Here is a 15,496-nt window from a genome sequence, read left to right as displayed (position 1 = left end):
GTGACTTAGTCGCCGCATGCGTGGAACTAGGAGACCATTTCCTGCTTCGGTCTGGCTGCGACGGCGCCATCTCTGCGGCGATAGGCGAACCGGTACAGGATTGGAAGAACGAGCAGTGTCAGTGCCGTAGATGAAAGGATTCCTCCGATGACGACCGTCGCGAGCGGACGCTGAACTTCGGCGCCAGTTCCGGTCGCAATCGCCATTGGAATGAACCCGACTGAAGCCACGAGAGCGGTCATAAGCACTGGTCGCAGACGGGTCAACGCCCCATCGTGGATGGCATCAAGAAGCGGCCTTCCGTCTTCGTGCAAACGTTTGATAAACGAGACCATCACCAATCCGTTCAGCACCGCGACACCTGATAGCGCAATGAAGCCGACAGCGGCTGAGATTGAGAGCGGAATCCCACGGAGCCACAGTGCCAGCACTCCACCGGTAAGCGCGAACGGAATGCCCGAAAACACAATCAATCCATCTCGAAGGTTACCGAACATCGCGAAGAGCAGAGTGAACACTAGAAGCAGAGCCAGCGGGACTACCACTTTTAGCCGGCCGGTCGCTGACTCTAACTGCTCAAACTGTCCACCCCACACTGTCCAGTACCCAGCAGGTACCGACACGGACTTTTCAATCGACGCTTGGGCTTCGTTCACAAAAGAACCTATGTCTCGCCCGCGAACGTTCGCCGACACGACCACGCGCCGCTTTCCGCTTTCTCGACTAATCTGGTTCGGCCCAGGGCCAACCTCCAGAGTAGCAACCTCACGCAACGGAATGAAGCGCGGCCCAGAGGTCGATTGCTCAGAGCGAGGGAGCGCAATCGGCAGACGGCCCATCGAGTCTAAGTCGTTCCTAGCACCCTCCGGGAGCCGGACTACGATGCCGAATTGACGGTCTCCTTCAAACACCGTTCCCGCTTCCGTTCCCCCAACGGCAGTAGCGACAGCGTTCTGGACATCGCTTATGTCTAGTCCATATCGCGATGCTTTGTCTCTATCGATATTTACCGTTAAGGTCGGCAAGCCGCTTGCCTGCTCAACCTTCACATCAGTCGCGCCAGGGACCTTTGCCAAGGCCTTGGACAGTCGCTCAGCAGTTGCGGTAAGCACCTCCATGTCGTCCCCGAACACTTTGACAGCAACGTCGCTGCGGACCCCAGAGATGAGTTCGTTAAACCGGAGCTGGATTGGCTGAGAGAACTCGTAGGCGTTACCAGGCAAAGTTGCCGCAGTTGCTTGAATCGCCTCGAGCAACTCGTCGCGGGACTTCTTCGGCTTCGGCCACTGTGCTTCTGGCTTTAGCATCACGTAACCATCAGACATAGTTGGCGGCATCGGGTCAGAGGCTACCTCAGACGTTCCGGTGCGGGCAAACACGCGTTCAATTTCAGGGTGCTTGGCTTTCAGCTCACGTTCGAGCTGCGCTTGCATAGCGACTGTTTGAGACAAGCTTGTACCCGGGATGCGGTTTGCGTTGATGGCAAAGTCTCCCTCGTTCAGGCTTGGCGCAAATTCGCTGCCAAGACGCGTCGCCAGAAGGCCCGACAGTAAGATGCTGACCACGGCGAACGTGATGACGACAGGACCGTTAGCCATAGCTTTGCGAAGGAGCGGCTCGTAGAGCCGCTTGGCTTGGTGCATCAATCTGCTTTCCTTCTCCGCCACCGACTTACCGATGAACAGCGCAACGGCGGCAGGTACGAAAGTAATCGAAAGAATCATGGCCCCAAGTAGTGCGATAACGACGGTTATCGCCATCGGATGGAACATTCTGCCCTCGACACCGGAGAGCGCAAAGATAGGCAGGTAGACCACCATGATGATGAGCTGGCCGAAGAGTAGCGGCCGGCGCGCCTCACGCGACGCTGCGAACACTTCTTCAAAGCGTTCCGTTCGAGTCAACGGGCGCCCGAGACGTCCCTGCGCTTCTGCAAGCTTTCGCACACAGTTTTCGACGATAACCACGGCGCCGTCGATGATGATGCCGAAGTCCAGGGCGCCCAAGCTAAGCAGGTTAGCGCTGACCTTGTACGTGACCATGCCTGTAAAGGTGAAGAGCATCGACAGCGGTATGACCATCGCAGCAATGATTGCAGCGCGGATGTTTCCCAGGAAGAGAAACAACACTGCGACGACGAGCAACGCGCCCTCTACCAAGTTCTTCTTGACGGTATTGATGGCCTTGTCGACCAACACCGTCCGGTCATAGACCGTTATTGCATGCACGCCTTTCGGAAGGGTTCGGTTAATCTCCTTCATCTTTAGGTCAACCGCTTGGGAAACCGCGCGGCTGTTCTGACCGATAAGCATGAAGACCGTTCCAAGCACCACCTCGCGTCCGTTGTCAGTAGCGGCGCCGGTACGAAGTTCCTGACCTACGCGTACTTCAGCAACATCCCGAACGCGAATTGAGATTCCCTGAGCGGTTCCCAATGTGATGCTCGCAATCTCATCAAGCGACCGTACCTGTCCCGGCGCCCGGACTAGAAGCTGTTCGCCCCGCCGTTCGATATACCCGGCTCCGGCCGTACTGTTGTTACGGTCAATCGCTTCAACAATATCCTTCATCGTGAAGCCGTATGCGGCCAGGCGCTGCGGGTTGGGGGCGACGTGGTACTCCTTCACGTAGCCACCAATAGAATTGACCTCGGTGACGCCAGGCACAACGCGAAGCTGCGGCTTGATAATCCAGTCTTGCACTTCCCGAAGGTCCGTTGGCGTGTACGGTGTCCCATCGGGCTTGCGTGCGTTCTCGTCGGCCTCTACTGTCCAAAGGTAGATTTCTCCGAGACCCGTCGAGATGGGGCCCATTTCCGGGGTGACGCCCGCTGGTAGGCGCTCCTTTGCCTCCTGCAGCTTTTCGTTTACGAGCTGCCGGGCAAAGTAGATATCGGTGCCGTCCTTAAACGTCACCGTGACTTGCGAAAGTCCGTAACGAGAAATGGACCTTGTCTGCTCGAGATTCGGCAAGCCGGCCATTACGTTCTCAATAGGGTACGTAACCCGTTGCTCCGACTCGAGCGGCGAGAACCCAGGCGCCGCAGTGTTGATTTGCACCTGAACATTCGTTATGTCCGGGACGGCGTCGATGGGAAGACGGTTATAGTTGTAGACTCCAATCGCCGCCATACCGACGACGATTAGAAGGACCAGCCATCGATGCGCGATGGCAAAGCGGATTAGACGTTCGAACATGAATGCGCTCCGCCTTAGTGGGAATGTTCGTCACTGGATTTACCCAGCTCCGCTTTGATTACAAAGCTGTTGCCGGCAGCGTACTCCGTTCCTGGGGCAAGGCCCTTCGTCACTTCGACCGTCGAGATATCTCTACGGCCGAGAGTCACATGCTCTGCTCTGAAGCCCCCAGGCATACGGACAAATACCGTCGGCTTCTCTTCAACTGTTTGAATCGCGGCCGCGGCAACAGTGACCGGGGCTTCCCGCTGATTCGACTGGAGCTGTACCTCGACGTTGACGAACAGTCCTGGACGCCAGGAAAGGGCTGGATTAGGAAGGACGACGCGGGCAGTGGCAGTACGAGTTTCAGCACCAAGCAGCGAGCCGACGTATGCGATTTTCCCGACGGCCTCAGTTTCAAGCGCGCTGGCTTTCACCGTTACTTGCTCGCCAACACGCACGTTACCAAGGTCACCAGCTGGCACCGCGACATCTGCCCAGACGGTGGAAAGGTCCGCAATGGTAAAGAGAGATGAGTCCTCTTTGACCGACTGTCCTAAGGAAACGGCCTTTTCTACGACTACACCGTTGAAGGGAGCCCGGAGCTCGTAGCTGTTCAACCCGCCCTTGGAATAGGCGCTGGAGCCAAGAGCGCGTAGCTTTTGCTCTGCGTTGCGATAGTCGATTTCTGCTTCCTGCATCGCCTGGCGGGCCTGCAGATAGTCCTGCTCTGCCGAGATTTTCTCTTCCCACAGTTTCTTCTCACGCGCGAGGGTCGTTTTGGCAAGCGATAGTCGCTTTTCGGCGGTGAACAGTTGGCTACGCAGGTCGGAGAGTTCCACGCTCGCGATAACGGCCAGCACTTGCCCCTTCTTCACGGATTGACCGATGTCCGCGTGTACAGCTTGTACGGTTCCCTCAAGGAGTGGGACAACCTGTGCCGTTCTGTCCTGGTTGAACTTAATCTCTCCCGGAAGAGTAAGCGTAGAACGAATTGCAGCTGGCCCGGCCTTTAACACCTTGATTCCTGAAGCTGAGATTTGAGCGTCCGTGAGCTTGACGCTGTCGGAATGCGCCTCTTCGGCGTCATGAGCGTCTTCACCGGCTTTGCCTTCCGCCTTACTCGCAACCTGTTCCTCCGCATGCTCTGACTCACCTGCGTCGGCGGCTGGAGCCCGAGGCTTGGTCAACATGATGAGGAGCGCCAGGACGACGCCCACGGCTACGATGCCGACGATGTACACCAGCTGTTTCTTTGAAATTTTGCTTTCCATTTTCTTCTCTTAGTGTTCGATGTTCGGCATGTCTACGCCGGTAATTCGTGTGATATCCGCGGCGGCACGGTGCGATTCGGTGAACGCGCGCAGGTAATCCGCTTTCGATTGGATAAGGGTGCGCTGGGCATCTAGCACATCGAAATAGGCAAACTTGCCGAACTCAAATCCCTTAACGGCAGCGTCGTACGCGCTTTGGGCACCTGGAAGAATTTCGGAAGCGAGTACCTGAGCCTCGTGACGAGACACGCGCAGTCGTTCGTACGCCTGGGCAAGGTCGTTGTAGGTCTTGGTCTCGGCAGCTTCGAACTCATCCTTTGCAACATCTGTTCGACGCAGTGCTTCAAGGACGTTTCCGCGGTTCCTATCGAATAGAGGTAGAGGTACCGAGAGGCCAAAGACCGCCTGATTTCGACCCAGCTCAGCCGACCGCTTTACGCCAGCCGTAATGGCGACGTCTGGAGTACGCCGGCTCTGTTCAACTGCGACGAGGGCCTCGCGCCTTGCCACTTCGACACGAGCGCGGGCTACTCTAGGCAAGGACGAGAACTTAGCAGCTAACACTTCCCAGCCTGGAAGCTCGGGGAGAGTGGATACCGTGCCAACGGCATGCTGAAATTGTGGAGCGACGTTCTTCCACGTCGAGGCCAAAGCAAGCCGAGCGTTGTTGAGTTCACTCTGCGCTTTTGACACTTCGAGACGAACATACGATTGCGCGACACGCGCCCGGGTTTCCTCAACGGGCGACGCTTTCCCTGCTTGGACGCGTTTGGAAACCGCAGTCGTCACCCTGTCGGCGACATCTTGCGATTCTTGGGAAAGTCGCAAACGCTCCTGTGCCGCCACAGTATTCATGAATGCCGTAATGACATCAGCCTGCACGGCGGCTCGCCTGACGCGAAGGTCAGCCCATGCTGCGTCCTGGGCCCGTTCAGCAGCACTCACACGGCTGGCACGCCTCCCGCCTAGTTCGAGCGGTTGGCTGAGCTGAACAGTAGTCTCTCTGGTCTCGCGCCTGGTGTCCTCGACTCCAATCTCAAGAGTCGGGTTCGGTAATGCCCGGGCCTGCATGGTGGCCGCCTCTACGGCCAGGACCTCATGTTCGGCTGCGCGCAGTTCAGGGTTCGCCTGCAGTGCCAAGCGAAGCGCGGCTTGTAGAGATAACGGGCCTGAGGCTTCACGCGTTTGGTTTGCAGCATTTGACGGCATCGTATGCCCGAGCTGCGCAGGCGGGTGTGCCGATATTTGGGCAAAAGCTGGACAGCTCAATGCCACCGCAAGAAGCGGAATGATTGGTCGATACATCGAATTCTCCGAAATTTGGACGAAATTCGACGGGACCCCTTGTTAGGGAATAACGGAGGGAGTCTCGTCGCTGCTAGGCGACGAGATGCCAGTCGGGCTTTGAGGGGCCCTCTGGGATATGTGACGAGTAGTTCAGCGTTCTGAGTGCTGCGTGACGACGCGCTTCAGGATTCGGAGATTCGTCAGAGGTGCTGGTGAAAAAGGCATGAGAGAAGAGGTGGCAATACTCGCAGTCTGCGTGCACTTTTTCCACCTCTCCGTCGTCGTTGTCGTTGTCGGCCGCGCCGGACTGCGCCTCATGCTCATGCGCATGGTGCCCGAAATGCAGGGAAGCTCTGGTCTCGTGCTGGCAATATGAGGCAGCAGCTGACCAAGAATACTGGGCAGGCAGCACGAACATTAACAGGATGAGGAGAAGTCTTTTCACGGTGCGGACGATAGCATAAGTATGGTTAAGACGAAGTGTGGGCCGACAACATGGACATGGTCTATGACTGTTCTTTGCTAGATTTCAGCAGGCGCAGTCCGTTGAAGACGACCAGTAAGCTTGCTCCGACGTCAGCGAACACGGCCATCCACAATGTTGCAGAACCAGCTAGCGCAAGAGCAAAGAAGACGGCTTTGATGCCGAGGGCAAGCACTATGTTCTGAATCAGAATCGCATGGGTCGAGCGGCTGAGGGAGACAAACGAAGCGAGTTTTGTGAGGTCGTCGTTCATGAGCGCCACGTCCGCGGTCTCGATGGCGGTATCGCTGCCGGCGGCTCCCATAGCAAACCCGATGTCGGCTTTGGCCAACGCTGGAGCATCGTTGATGCCGTCGCCGAGCATGCCGACCATGCCGAATTGTCTCTGAAGTCCTTCCACTTCTTGTAGCTTCCGCTCTGGAAGAAGCTGCGCGAGAACCGTGCTAATTCCCGTCAGCTTTGCAACATGCTGTGCCGTTCGGTCGTTATCGCCAGTGAGCATCACAGTGGTAATGCCCATTTCCTTCAACCGGCCGATGGCCAGCGCGGCTTCCGGGCGAACCGTATCCGCAACTGCAATCACACCTAATACTGACGTGGCATCGGCCAGAATGACTGTCGTCTTCCCTTGTTCTTCGAGTGTGGCGAGAACTTGCTCTACCGCGGGGGTAAGGAGGCCCATCTCCCTTATCAAGCGCTGGTTACCTAAGTGGTATGCAACGCCGCCGATGGCGCCCTGCACTCCACGTCCAGGCAACGACTCAAAGGAAGTTACGGGCATAGGTGCGCCACTTGATACGGCGGCAGCGACAATCGCACTCGCCAGAGGATGCGACGAGTTGATGTCCAGACTGCCGGCAATACGCAGAACCTCTTCGCTTGAAAGAGACGACGTCGTAGCTACTTCGGTGACTTTCGGCCGGCCGGTCGTTAGCGTACCGGTTTTATCTACAGCCATAGCCCGAAGTCTGTAGCCAGTTTCAAGGAACTGGCCACCTTTCACCAAGATGCCCATTCTTGTTGCAGCAGTGAGGCCGCTAACGATGGTCACCGGCGTGGAGATGACCAGGGCACAAGGGCAGGCGATAACCAATAGGACTAGTGCCTTGTAGAGCCATGGGACGAATTCTCCTCCAAATAACAGAGGCGGAACTAGTGCGACCGACAACGCTAGGAGGACCACGGCAGGAGTGTAGTAACGCGCGAAGACATCAACAAAACGCTGGGTCGGTGCCTGATTACTCTGCGTTTCCTCGATTACGCGAACGATTTTAGCGAGGGTGCTGTTTCGGCTGTCCGATGTTGCCTTGACTTCCAGGACCCCTCGCTCATTGATGGTGCCGGCAAAAACCTGGTCTCCGGCTGCTTTGTCGACAGGTACGCTTTCGCCAGTAATAGGTGCCTGGTTTACCGAGGACTCGCCGCCCTGGACGATGCCATCGAGCGGGATGCGGTCACCAGGCTTCACTAGAAGGACATCGCCGACTTGTACCGATTCGACCGATACTTCGCGCAGTTCACCGTTAGGTGACCGAAGGTTGGCCACGTCAGGTGCTAGCTTGAGCAGACCATGGACGGCGTTCCTCGCCCTGGTGAGCGATAGGCCTTCGATTAGCTCGGCGACAGCAAAGAGGAAGACGACCATTGCGGCCTCTGGCCACTGACCGATTACAACCGCACCGATGACCGCGAGACTCATCAGGAAATTGATGTCAAGAGTCAGGGTTCGGAGTGCTATTAGCCCTTTCCTCAGGGTTGGAATGCCACCTGTGACGATGGAAATAAGGGCCAGGGCTATCACGAGGGGAGAGGAGTCCGTGTGCGTTGTCCAAGCAAACGCTTCCGCAGCGGCTGCGGTGACTCCAGACACAGCTAACAGGGACTTTTGACTAGTTGTGAGGCCCGCCGACGCTCCATCGTTACCCTGAGTCGCTGCAGTTTCGTCCACTAGCTCCGCATTCATTCCGATAGACCGAAGAGCAGCGGCAATGGTATCTGTGCTGTTGAGTTCATGGTGGACCGTAAGCGTTCTACTCATGAGGTTAAAGTCGAGTCGAACGATGCCTGGCATCGACTCAATCTTATTGCGAATGAGGCGCTCTTCAGTAGGGCAGTCCATATTTGCAATGCGATATCTCGCCCTAGTGGAGCTCGATGGCGGCGTTGGGTCTTGCGGAGCAACCGAAGGCGCGCATACCTTTGATAAGCAGCAAGAGTTCTCAGCCGTGTTTACCGCCGCGGCCGTCTTCTCATCTTGCGTAGGTGCACAACAGTCCACAGCCTGTGGCTCGGCAGAGGCAGGCATTGAACAGCACGAACTCGTTACGGGGTCTCGAGGATTCATCTGCAGTACCATCGCGTTTAGGATATGCTTGCATTAAAAACCCTGTAGTCCCTACAGGGTCAAGCCCCTTGGAGAATATATGCGCATTGGAGAGTTAGCCAAGCAAACTGGATGCGATGTCGAGACCGTTCGATACTACGAGAAGGTAGGACTACTGCCAGACCCGTCACGTAGCGATTCAGGATATAGGCAATACCTGCCGACCCACTTGGAACGGCTACAGTTCATACGTCACTGCCGCTCTCTGCAAATGGGCATCCCTGACATTCGAGTGCTCCTGGAGTTTCAGGCTCAGCCGACAAGCGAATGCCAAGGGGTGAACGACTTGCTCGACCACCACATCGAACTTATCCGCATTCAGATGCAGAGGCTCCAAAGTCTTGAGCAGCAACTGATGACGTTGCGTCATCAATGCGAGGAACCTCATCTAGTGAAGGAGTGCGGCATTTTGCAGAGCCTGACTGACGTTGCTTCGAGCATCGACGACAAGTGTCATATTGAACAACAGGACAGTTGTAGAAGGTAGAGACTCGACTCGAATGTGGGTCAGGCCTAATCTTCCAGGCCAGCGTCTGCCAGCGGTAGCTGTTCTCCTTGCTACCCCGGTCCTTGCACGCACGAGAGCTGTCACCTCCGCTTCGGATACCGGGCGTAGGGCTTCCGCCAAATATCAAGTCTTTCGAGACCATCGAACCTCCTATAAGTAAGGGGGCTGGCCCTAAGAGAGGCGTAGTGCTTGCGCAGTGCACACGGGTGCCTAACTCATATGCCTTGGTCCTGAAGCATCTTGCGAGCCGTTGTCAGCTTTGCGGCAGTAAAGCCAAACCGCGCATCGCAGGAGACGGTTCTCTCTGCTAGCCACGACCCGGACAACACACCGCCAGATACGCTGTCGTCAATGATGACGTAGGCGGGTTTGTTTTCCGATGCGTGTAGTTCAAGCCAGGCTTCGATTTCGATTAGCCTGCTTGACGTATCAGTACGTGGAGTACACCAGTGCTGGCAAAGGTTGAGTGCCACAAACTTAAGGCCACAACGCTTCAGCATCTTGCTCGTCTGCTCTCGGTTTAGATGAGATATCCACGATGAGCTAATTACATAGCTCGGCAAAAATTCCCTGTGCAACATCTGCAAATTTCGACGTGCTTCAGCATCAACTACGTGGAGCAAAAGGTCGGGAAAAGCATCGATGATGGCCATGGCAGCAGCGTCTAGGACTCGAAAGCCGTTATGCAACTTGTGCACGGCTAGTACGTCGTCAAAGTTGAAAAATACGATTGGTTTCATGCTTGCTCGATTGCCGGGCGCTAGTAGCAGTTCTGCCGGCACTGCCTACGATTCCATCTGGCAGGCGAAAGGTCCTTCGACAACTTGCGACCTTAGGCGCAAATTCGCTTTGTGTGACACCGCCACGGCTACCAGGACCAAGCCCAAGCCCAGTTAGCGAACTCGAGCGCCATCGGCGACCGTGCGGGACGCCAACCTTCGGTGCCACAACTTAGATGTGACGAAGAAGAACGGCCATCAGCAAAATAGCGCTGACTACCGTGCCGATAATCAGGGTGAACTTCTGGAGTACGTCAACAATTCGTCGGCGACCAGCGGCCGTCTCAATGTATCGAATTAATTTGTCGATGATGCCTTCCACTAGTTTTGCTCCACGCGACACAAAGACGCCTCTGTCAGCAAACCTACAAAGCCTAGCTAAGATTCGCAGGCAGTGGCCAAGCCAAGCACTCTGCTACCTTCGCAAAGGTCCATTTGAGCTGCTCCTTGGTTCCGTAGCGGCCGCCGGCCGCTACGGCACGTTCGTAGTACTGCAAGATGATTTCTTCTTGGGATAAGTGGGCGCGTTTGCCAGCTTTCGATTCCAAGCACTTCTCGGTCATTGCAGAGACGAGCGTGACGCTATAACGCCAGTCGTGCCAGCGCTCCTCTGGAGGGTTACCTGGGCTGTAAAACTTCCCATCCGACGAGGACGTCAAAAGCAATTTCGGCTGGTACCCGGAGACCGCGCCATGCGGCAAACGGTAAGGATAGTCGGTCGGTACCTCGGCAAAGTTAGGCGTGTTAGGCAAGGTCATGACAGTGAGATGAAATAGAACCCAATACCAACGCGTCGTGTGGGCAGAGCGCATGAACGCTGCTTACGGGGCATGCTCGATGGCGGTGAATGCTTCGACGAACAGTACTTTTATATTAGCGTGGGTCAGAGGGTAGCCAATCTGTCGAGACAGCAGTTCCTGGCGTATCCAGTGCTCGAGTTCGTCGGTCATCTGGGGGAGCAAAATTTTCCAATGTGTCCGAAAAGTCTCCAAGCGCACCAGCCTCTGCGCAACAAGCAAGCGTTCAATCCAGCAATACATTAGTTCACGCACGCCTTTCATTTCACCGGCGTAGAGCGCGTCGCTTCTGTACATTGCTAGCACTTTTGCAAGAAAAATCAACGTGTCAACGGGTAGCCGGTGAGGAAGCAACTCACGGTCGTCCACTCGCTGAATCAGGCGCATCCAGTGCTGCGTGGTGGCTAACGTTTGCGAAGCCGAGTTTTGGAGTGGCATGATGGATACCAGTGCTATACAAATAGCAGTTAAAAAGAGAGTGGGTTGGTGGATGAGCTGCCCCGCAAACACGGCGGATACGTCACGTAAACAGTGTAATACCAAACAGTGGAATTGCAAAGAGTGTCATGCCTCAGATTGTAGACGTATGCCGCGCAGTACCGGATGCTAAGTAGATGTCAAAAACTAATAGCAAAATGCCTTTGCGGACCCGTTTTGCCCGTAATCTTCGGGCGTGTCGAGTCCGCCAGGGCATCTCACAAGAGCACTTGGCGGCCATTGCGGGGTTCAGCCGGACCTTTGTTAGCGATGTAGAGCGAGAAATCAGGAACTGCTCAATTGACAACATTGAGCGGCTGGCGAATGCGCTTAAGCTTGACGTCTCAGCGCTTTTTAAACCTGTCGCGGACGATGCTGATTTGCCTGAGGTCTTACCTAAAGGCCCTCGTCGCAACCGAAGCGCTGGTTAGCTTGTTAGTGCATGTGGATACTGGGTCAAAGCACGAACTTCAGGACAGCTTGCGGTGGATTTACCTCTGTGTACAAGCTCGCAGATGACCGCTCGCTGCAGAATTGATGGCAATCATGGATGTGGTCGGCTGCCGGAATTGCTACGCGGCTGACCCTGATTGGGGCCGGAGACTGCCATCCGACGAGAGGTAGACGATTCGGCCAGCGAAGTCATGTTCTCAGGTGTCGTACTCTCCAGACTACTAAGAATTACCCGTTTGTGGCACAATAATTTATATATGACAACAATCTGCTTAGGGTAATCTGCCGGCCTGTCAAAACTGGCTGTAATGCGATTGCGGATTTCCCGACGGTCGCCGAACCTTAAAAACGACACTATCGAATACATGACTACGGCGCCAACTGAACCTCCTCTCCAACAAGTCGCTTCGGACCTATTCCGAGACTTCAAAGGGGATGAAATCGGCGGCCGGCACGCCATTCGGGGCTTTAGTTTTCAGGTCTGGCATGCAGTTATGGAGGCGCTCCGGGCGCACCGCACCGGCAACGACTACGCCGTTGTGCTTGAGTGGCAACAGGATGTCGCTGTGTTGGATTCATCCGTGGCCCCGACCGGCGTCCGCTTCGTGCAGCTCAAGAAGCATGAAGCGTCGACCCATTGGAAACTCAATCATCTCATAGCTTCGCCTAAAGGCAAGGATGAGGATGCGCTGCCAACGACGGATGCACTCGACCCCGCCGAACCTGTCGGGACGGTGACGAAGCCGCCCTCAGAACTAGTCGCCACTGGGAAGGTTGCGAAGTCAAAGGCGCCCAAGAAGCCAAAACAGTCAATTCTTGCCAAGCTCTATGCTCATCGGCGTCGTTTCCAAACGCTTGGGAAGTCGCGCCTCGAGTTCTCGTCCGACGCCCAATTTGAGATGCCGGATGATACGGGAGCCAGCTCGCTGCAGAGTAGTGTTGAGCTAGCGACTGCCGACGTTTCAGTCCGACAGGCCATTGAGGCCAAACTGCGTGAGCAGCTGGGCCTCGACCCAGCCGAGGCAATCGACTTCTCTGATTTTGCGCTCGTGGTAAGCGATTGCCCGGTCAATGAACCACACAAGTACCTGGCTGGTGAGCTCGCAGAGATGCAGCTGGAGTCGGAACTGAACCTTAGCGGTTCGGCTACAATTCTTGCGGTCCTAATAATTGCTTCTTACGTGAACCTCAGAGCCGCCAGCACTCGACACGCTAAGAATTACTCCGAGCTGTTGGGCCGCGCGGTCACGCGAAGCGACATTGACCGCTATCTAGCCGCGGCCGACGAAGAAACAGTGTCGGCGCGAGAACTCGTAGAAGAAATAATCGAGCGGTTGAACATCGAAACGGCGCCGTTCACGCTGGTGAAAAACATGAAGAGGCAGGTCGTACGGGCATGTATGGAAATCACGAACCGTGCGGGCCCGGTGCCGGTCGTAACCGCGCACCTCAAAGCGCTATACGAAGCGAGGTCTGGGTACGACTCGCTACCTCGAGTGACCGATATTTTCTCTGCTTGGTTCGAGGACTTTCAACAGCTGCAGCTAAGCGAAGCTCGCCCTTACAGCCGCGAGTACATTTACTGTCTAATGTCCATGATTACCCAAAATGCAAACCCCACAAAACAACTACCATCTGTTCCGGCTGGTCCGCAACCTGAGGACTCGCAATGAGGCAAACCGTCACCTATCACGAACTTTGGCTAGTATCCGAAAGGGACGAGCGCGCCCGATTCCTGAAGTTCAATCCGCGCAAGAACCTGCTGGCGGGAACGAATGAAACAGGTAAGTCACGCATCCTAAAGCACCTTGTTTGGGCGCTCGGCGGCGAGCCGTCGACACGCATTGCCGGGAATTGGGACGTCAACATCGCAGCCAGCGTAGTCCTTAGTTTCGGGCAGAAGCGGTTCACATTTTTGCGAATGGGGCGCGACCAGCGTTCGGCCTTTGACGCTGAAGGAAAGCTTCTGCTGGCGACCGAAAGCGCACAAACATGGGCGAAGTTTTTCGCTGACACGTTCGAGTTCCCGCTGAAGTTGCAGCGCCATCAGGAAGGCGCGTTCGCGTTGGCAGGGCCTGAGTATGCCCTGCTGCCGTTCTACATCGACCAAGAAGGCGGCTGGGGGCGAAAATGGGGGAACTTTCTCCGATTGTCCCAGTTTGCTCGATGGGAGCCGGTCGTCTTTGAATCCTTCCTAGGCCTGCGACCGCAGCGGTACTTTGATGCTCAACTCACGCGGGACGAACTTGTCTTCAAGCTGCGCGAACTGCGACTGCAAGCGAAGGTGCAGGCGAGCGCGTACCAGCATGTCAAAGCGATGCTACCTGCGTCCGATGCCGCGATTGATGAAAGCGCGTTCGCCAAAGAATTGCAGCAGGTCGCTAGTCAGGTTGAAGCCTTGGTTGATGACGAAAACCAAGTCCGCAACGATTTATTCGCAATCGCCCAGGAACGGCAGGAACTGACTGGCCAACTGCAGCTAGCGGCCCGGGCAGAGAACGACTTGGTTGAAGACTTGGCGTACCTGTCCAAGTATCGCGATGACGAGCAGTTAAACTGCCCAACATGCGGTCAGACGCACGGCCTGTCCTTCCGCGCTAAAGTGGAACTTGCCTCAGATGCAAACGATGCCCATCAACTGTTTCTGAGCGTACGTACCCAGCTGGACAAGTTGAGTAAGCGCGAAGAAGGCTTGCGGGGCATGCTCGCCAGTGTCACCAAACAAATGGAAGCGCTGCGTGTTTCGACTGAAAGGCGGCCGGGGCAGGGTGGTATTGCCGAAATCGTTGCCGCAAAAAGCCTGGCCACTATTGAAGATGCATATGGGCAGACACGCCAGCAACTGTCTGAGTCTATCGATGAACTTGATGAAAGCCGAAGCGAGCTCCAAGCCGAACTAGATGCGTTGACGGATGCTGAGCGGGTGAAAGAAGTGCGAGCCTTTTACAAGGCCGCAGTAAAATCGTGTGCTGACCGTCTCGGCATCGACAAAGCGGAAATTGCTTCTGTCAAAATTGGAGCGCGGCCAGCGATGGGCGCCGGTAGCTCGGGCCCACGCGTCTACCTGGCTATGCACATGGCAATGCTGGAGACCAACGCAAAATATGGCAGCGGGCCGCGATTTCCCTTCATTGTCGACACGCCTCGTCAACAAGGCTTAGACGACCCCAATACGGGCCGGCTCCTCAGCGCAGTCTACAACCATGCTGTAGCAGAGCAAATTTTCATCGCGAATGAATCGGTGCCCGTTGATTGGACCCCACCGCCGGATTGTTCCGTTCAAACCTTCACAGAGAAGCGGAATTTCTTGCGCGAGGATGAGTACCGAGCCGGTGTTCAACAGTTAGCACCTTTTGTGGAAGCAATGCGTGAGTCTATCGCGGCCAACCGCGAACGGGCTGCTGAGATAGCTGCAGAGAGCGAATCGGTGGAACGGGCAGACCAGCACGACGCCATCGATGCTGACGAGGATGAGGACGAAGATTGAGACATCCTTTGACGTAGGATGCTCCAATTTGCTGTCCTTTTGCACGCATCTCCTATGGCGGGCGTTCCTGACCAGCTGTACCTGGCTGCTGGGTGTGTAACCGCTACGACGCGACCAGCATGCAGACTCTAGTATTTCTCGATTTTGATGACGTACTTGCCTTAAACTCCGACCACAAGTCACATCAGGTGGTCACTGCTCTCAGGTCGAAACGCTCAGACCACATTAGCTCGACATGAGCAACCTACCTGTCGCGCGAGGATGTCAGTGAGGCTCTCGTCCGTAGCGGCTTGGCATTCGTGGCCTCAGCATTACATTCCGCTTGGCGAAGCGCCACCGATATCGGTTCCTTGCCCGCGACCTACACAAGCTCCCGGCTTAAACGACA

The 15,496-nt window shown here is 55.8% G+C and carries 13 protein-coding genes; 4 read left to right on the top strand and 9 right to left on the bottom strand.

The window, feature by feature from the left end; all coding sequences use genetic code 11:
• Window positions 1-26: 26 nt before the first annotated feature.
• The 5 genes from AC56KL_RS06165 to AC56KL_RS06145 all read right to left on the bottom strand — a co-directional run bounded on the left by AC56KL_RS06165 (window position 27) and on the right by AC56KL_RS06145 (window position 8,529).
• A complete protein-coding gene (locus AC56KL_RS06165) occupies window positions 27-3,197 on the bottom strand; it encodes an efflux RND transporter permease subunit (protein WP_497179268.1) in 3,171 nt (1,056 codons plus the stop codon).
• A 14-nt stretch (window positions 3,198-3,211) separates the two neighbouring features.
• Window positions 3,212-4,453, bottom strand: a complete 1,242-nt coding sequence (locus tag AC56KL_RS06160; RefSeq protein WP_497179267.1) for an efflux RND transporter periplasmic adaptor subunit — start codon at window positions 4,451-4,453, stop codon at window positions 3,212-3,214.
• Window positions 4,454-4,462: 9 nt separating this feature from the next.
• Entirely contained in the window at window positions 4,463-5,758 is a 1,296-nt protein-coding gene (locus AC56KL_RS06155; protein WP_497179266.1) for a TolC family protein, read from the bottom strand.
• Between the two features lie 73 nt (window positions 5,759-5,831).
• Window positions 5,832-6,185 carry a cation efflux protein, CzcI family gene (czcI, locus tag AC56KL_RS06150; protein ID WP_497179265.1) on the bottom strand — a complete coding sequence of 118 codons (354 nt, stop codon included), beginning with the start codon at window positions 6,183-6,185 and terminating at the stop codon, window positions 5,832-5,834.
• A 61-nt stretch (window positions 6,186-6,246) separates the two neighbouring features.
• Complete coding sequence (locus tag AC56KL_RS06145) at window positions 6,247-8,529, bottom strand: heavy metal translocating P-type ATPase (RefSeq protein WP_497179264.1); 2,283 nt, start codon at window positions 8,527-8,529, stop codon at window positions 6,247-6,249.
• A 118-nt stretch (window positions 8,530-8,647) separates the two neighbouring features.
• Here AC56KL_RS06145 and cadR point away from each other — a divergent pair, with 118 nt between their 5' ends.
• The gene (gene cadR, locus AC56KL_RS06140; RefSeq protein WP_497179263.1) at window positions 8,648-9,094 is read left to right on the top strand and encodes a Cd(II)/Pb(II)-responsive transcriptional regulator; all 447 of its coding nucleotides are present in this window, start codon (window positions 8,648-8,650) and stop codon (window positions 9,092-9,094) included.
• 236 nt (window positions 9,095-9,330) lie between these two features.
• Here cadR and AC56KL_RS06135 read toward each other — a convergent pair whose 3' ends face one another.
• From AC56KL_RS06135 to AC56KL_RS06120, 4 genes are all read right to left on the bottom strand, one after another.
• Window positions 9,331-9,855: an HAD domain-containing protein gene (locus AC56KL_RS06135; RefSeq protein ID WP_497179262.1), complete on the bottom strand. Its 525-nt coding sequence runs from the start codon at window positions 9,853-9,855 to the stop codon at window positions 9,331-9,333.
• A gap of 211 nt (window positions 9,856-10,066) precedes the next feature.
• Window positions 10,067-10,216 carry a hypothetical protein gene (locus tag AC56KL_RS06130; RefSeq protein ID WP_497179261.1) on the bottom strand — a complete coding sequence of 50 codons (150 nt, stop codon included), beginning with the start codon at window positions 10,214-10,216 and terminating at the stop codon, window positions 10,067-10,069.
• Between the two features lie 52 nt (window positions 10,217-10,268).
• Window positions 10,269-10,652 (bottom strand): hypothetical protein, encoded by a 384-nt coding sequence (locus AC56KL_RS06125; RefSeq protein ID WP_497179260.1) that lies wholly within the window; start codon window positions 10,650-10,652, stop codon window positions 10,269-10,271.
• 63 nt (window positions 10,653-10,715) lie between these two features.
• Window positions 10,716-11,129, bottom strand: a complete 414-nt coding sequence (locus AC56KL_RS06120) for a hypothetical protein (RefSeq protein WP_497179259.1) — start codon at window positions 11,127-11,129, stop codon at window positions 10,716-10,718.
• Window positions 11,130-11,305: 176 nt separating this feature from the next.
• Between AC56KL_RS06120 and AC56KL_RS06115 the strand changes: the two genes are divergently transcribed.
• The 3 genes from AC56KL_RS06115 (at window position 11,306) to AC56KL_RS06105 (ending at window position 15,108) form a co-directional block, all read left to right on the top strand.
• On the top strand, window positions 11,306-11,599 hold the full coding sequence (locus AC56KL_RS06115; protein ID WP_497179258.1) for a helix-turn-helix domain-containing protein: 294 nt from the start codon (window positions 11,306-11,308) through the stop codon (window positions 11,597-11,599).
• A 387-nt stretch (window positions 11,600-11,986) separates the two neighbouring features.
• Window positions 11,987-13,294, top strand: a complete 1,308-nt coding sequence (locus AC56KL_RS06110) for a dsDNA nuclease domain-containing protein (protein ID WP_497179257.1) — start codon at window positions 11,987-11,989, stop codon at window positions 13,292-13,294.
• Complete coding sequence (locus AC56KL_RS06105; RefSeq protein ID WP_497179256.1) at window positions 13,291-15,108, top strand: ATP-binding protein; 1,818 nt, start codon at window positions 13,291-13,293, stop codon at window positions 15,106-15,108. Before AC56KL_RS06110 ends, AC56KL_RS06105 begins: the two co-directional genes overlap by 4 nt.
• Window positions 15,109-15,496: the final 388 nt, after the last annotated feature.

Source organism: Telluria sp. ZB4P34 (genome assembly GCF_059686055.1).
This window is presented reverse-complemented; position numbering and strand designations above follow the sequence as displayed.

What these genes read in the sequence shown, in the direction of transcription:
- AC56KL_RS06165 (WP_497179268.1), bottom strand. Translation starts at nt 3,197, where the DNA reads ATGTTCGAACGTCTAATCCGCTTTGCCATCGCGCATCGATGGCTGGTC.
- AC56KL_RS06160 (WP_497179267.1), bottom strand. Translation starts at nt 4,453, where the DNA reads ATGGAAAGCAAAATTTCAAAGAAACAGCTGGTGTACATCGTCGGCATC.
- AC56KL_RS06155 (WP_497179266.1), bottom strand. Translation starts at nt 5,758, where the DNA reads ATGTATCGACCAATCATTCCGCTTCTTGCGGTGGCATTGAGCTGTCCA.
- AC56KL_RS06145 (WP_497179264.1), bottom strand. Translation starts at nt 8,529, where the DNA reads ATGCCTGCCTCTGCCGAGCCACAGGCTGTGGACTGTTGTGCACCTACG.
- cadR (WP_497179263.1), top strand. Translation starts at nt 8,648, where the DNA reads ATGCGCATTGGAGAGTTAGCCAAGCAAACTGGATGCGATGTCGAGACC.
- AC56KL_RS06135 (WP_497179262.1), bottom strand. Translation starts at nt 9,855, where the DNA reads ATGAAACCAATCGTATTTTTCAACTTTGACGACGTACTAGCCGTGCAC.
- AC56KL_RS06125 (WP_497179260.1), bottom strand. Translation starts at nt 10,652, where the DNA reads ATGACCTTGCCTAACACGCCTAACTTTGCCGAGGTACCGACCGACTAT.
- AC56KL_RS06120 (WP_497179259.1), bottom strand. Translation starts at nt 11,129, where the DNA reads ATGCCACTCCAAAACTCGGCTTCGCAAACGTTAGCCACCACGCAGCAC.
- AC56KL_RS06115 (WP_497179258.1), top strand. Translation starts at nt 11,306, where the DNA reads ATGTCAAAAACTAATAGCAAAATGCCTTTGCGGACCCGTTTTGCCCGT.
- AC56KL_RS06110 (WP_497179257.1), top strand. Translation starts at nt 11,987, where the DNA reads ATGACTACGGCGCCAACTGAACCTCCTCTCCAACAAGTCGCTTCGGAC.
- AC56KL_RS06105 (WP_497179256.1), top strand. Translation starts at nt 13,291, where the DNA reads ATGAGGCAAACCGTCACCTATCACGAACTTTGGCTAGTATCCGAAAGG.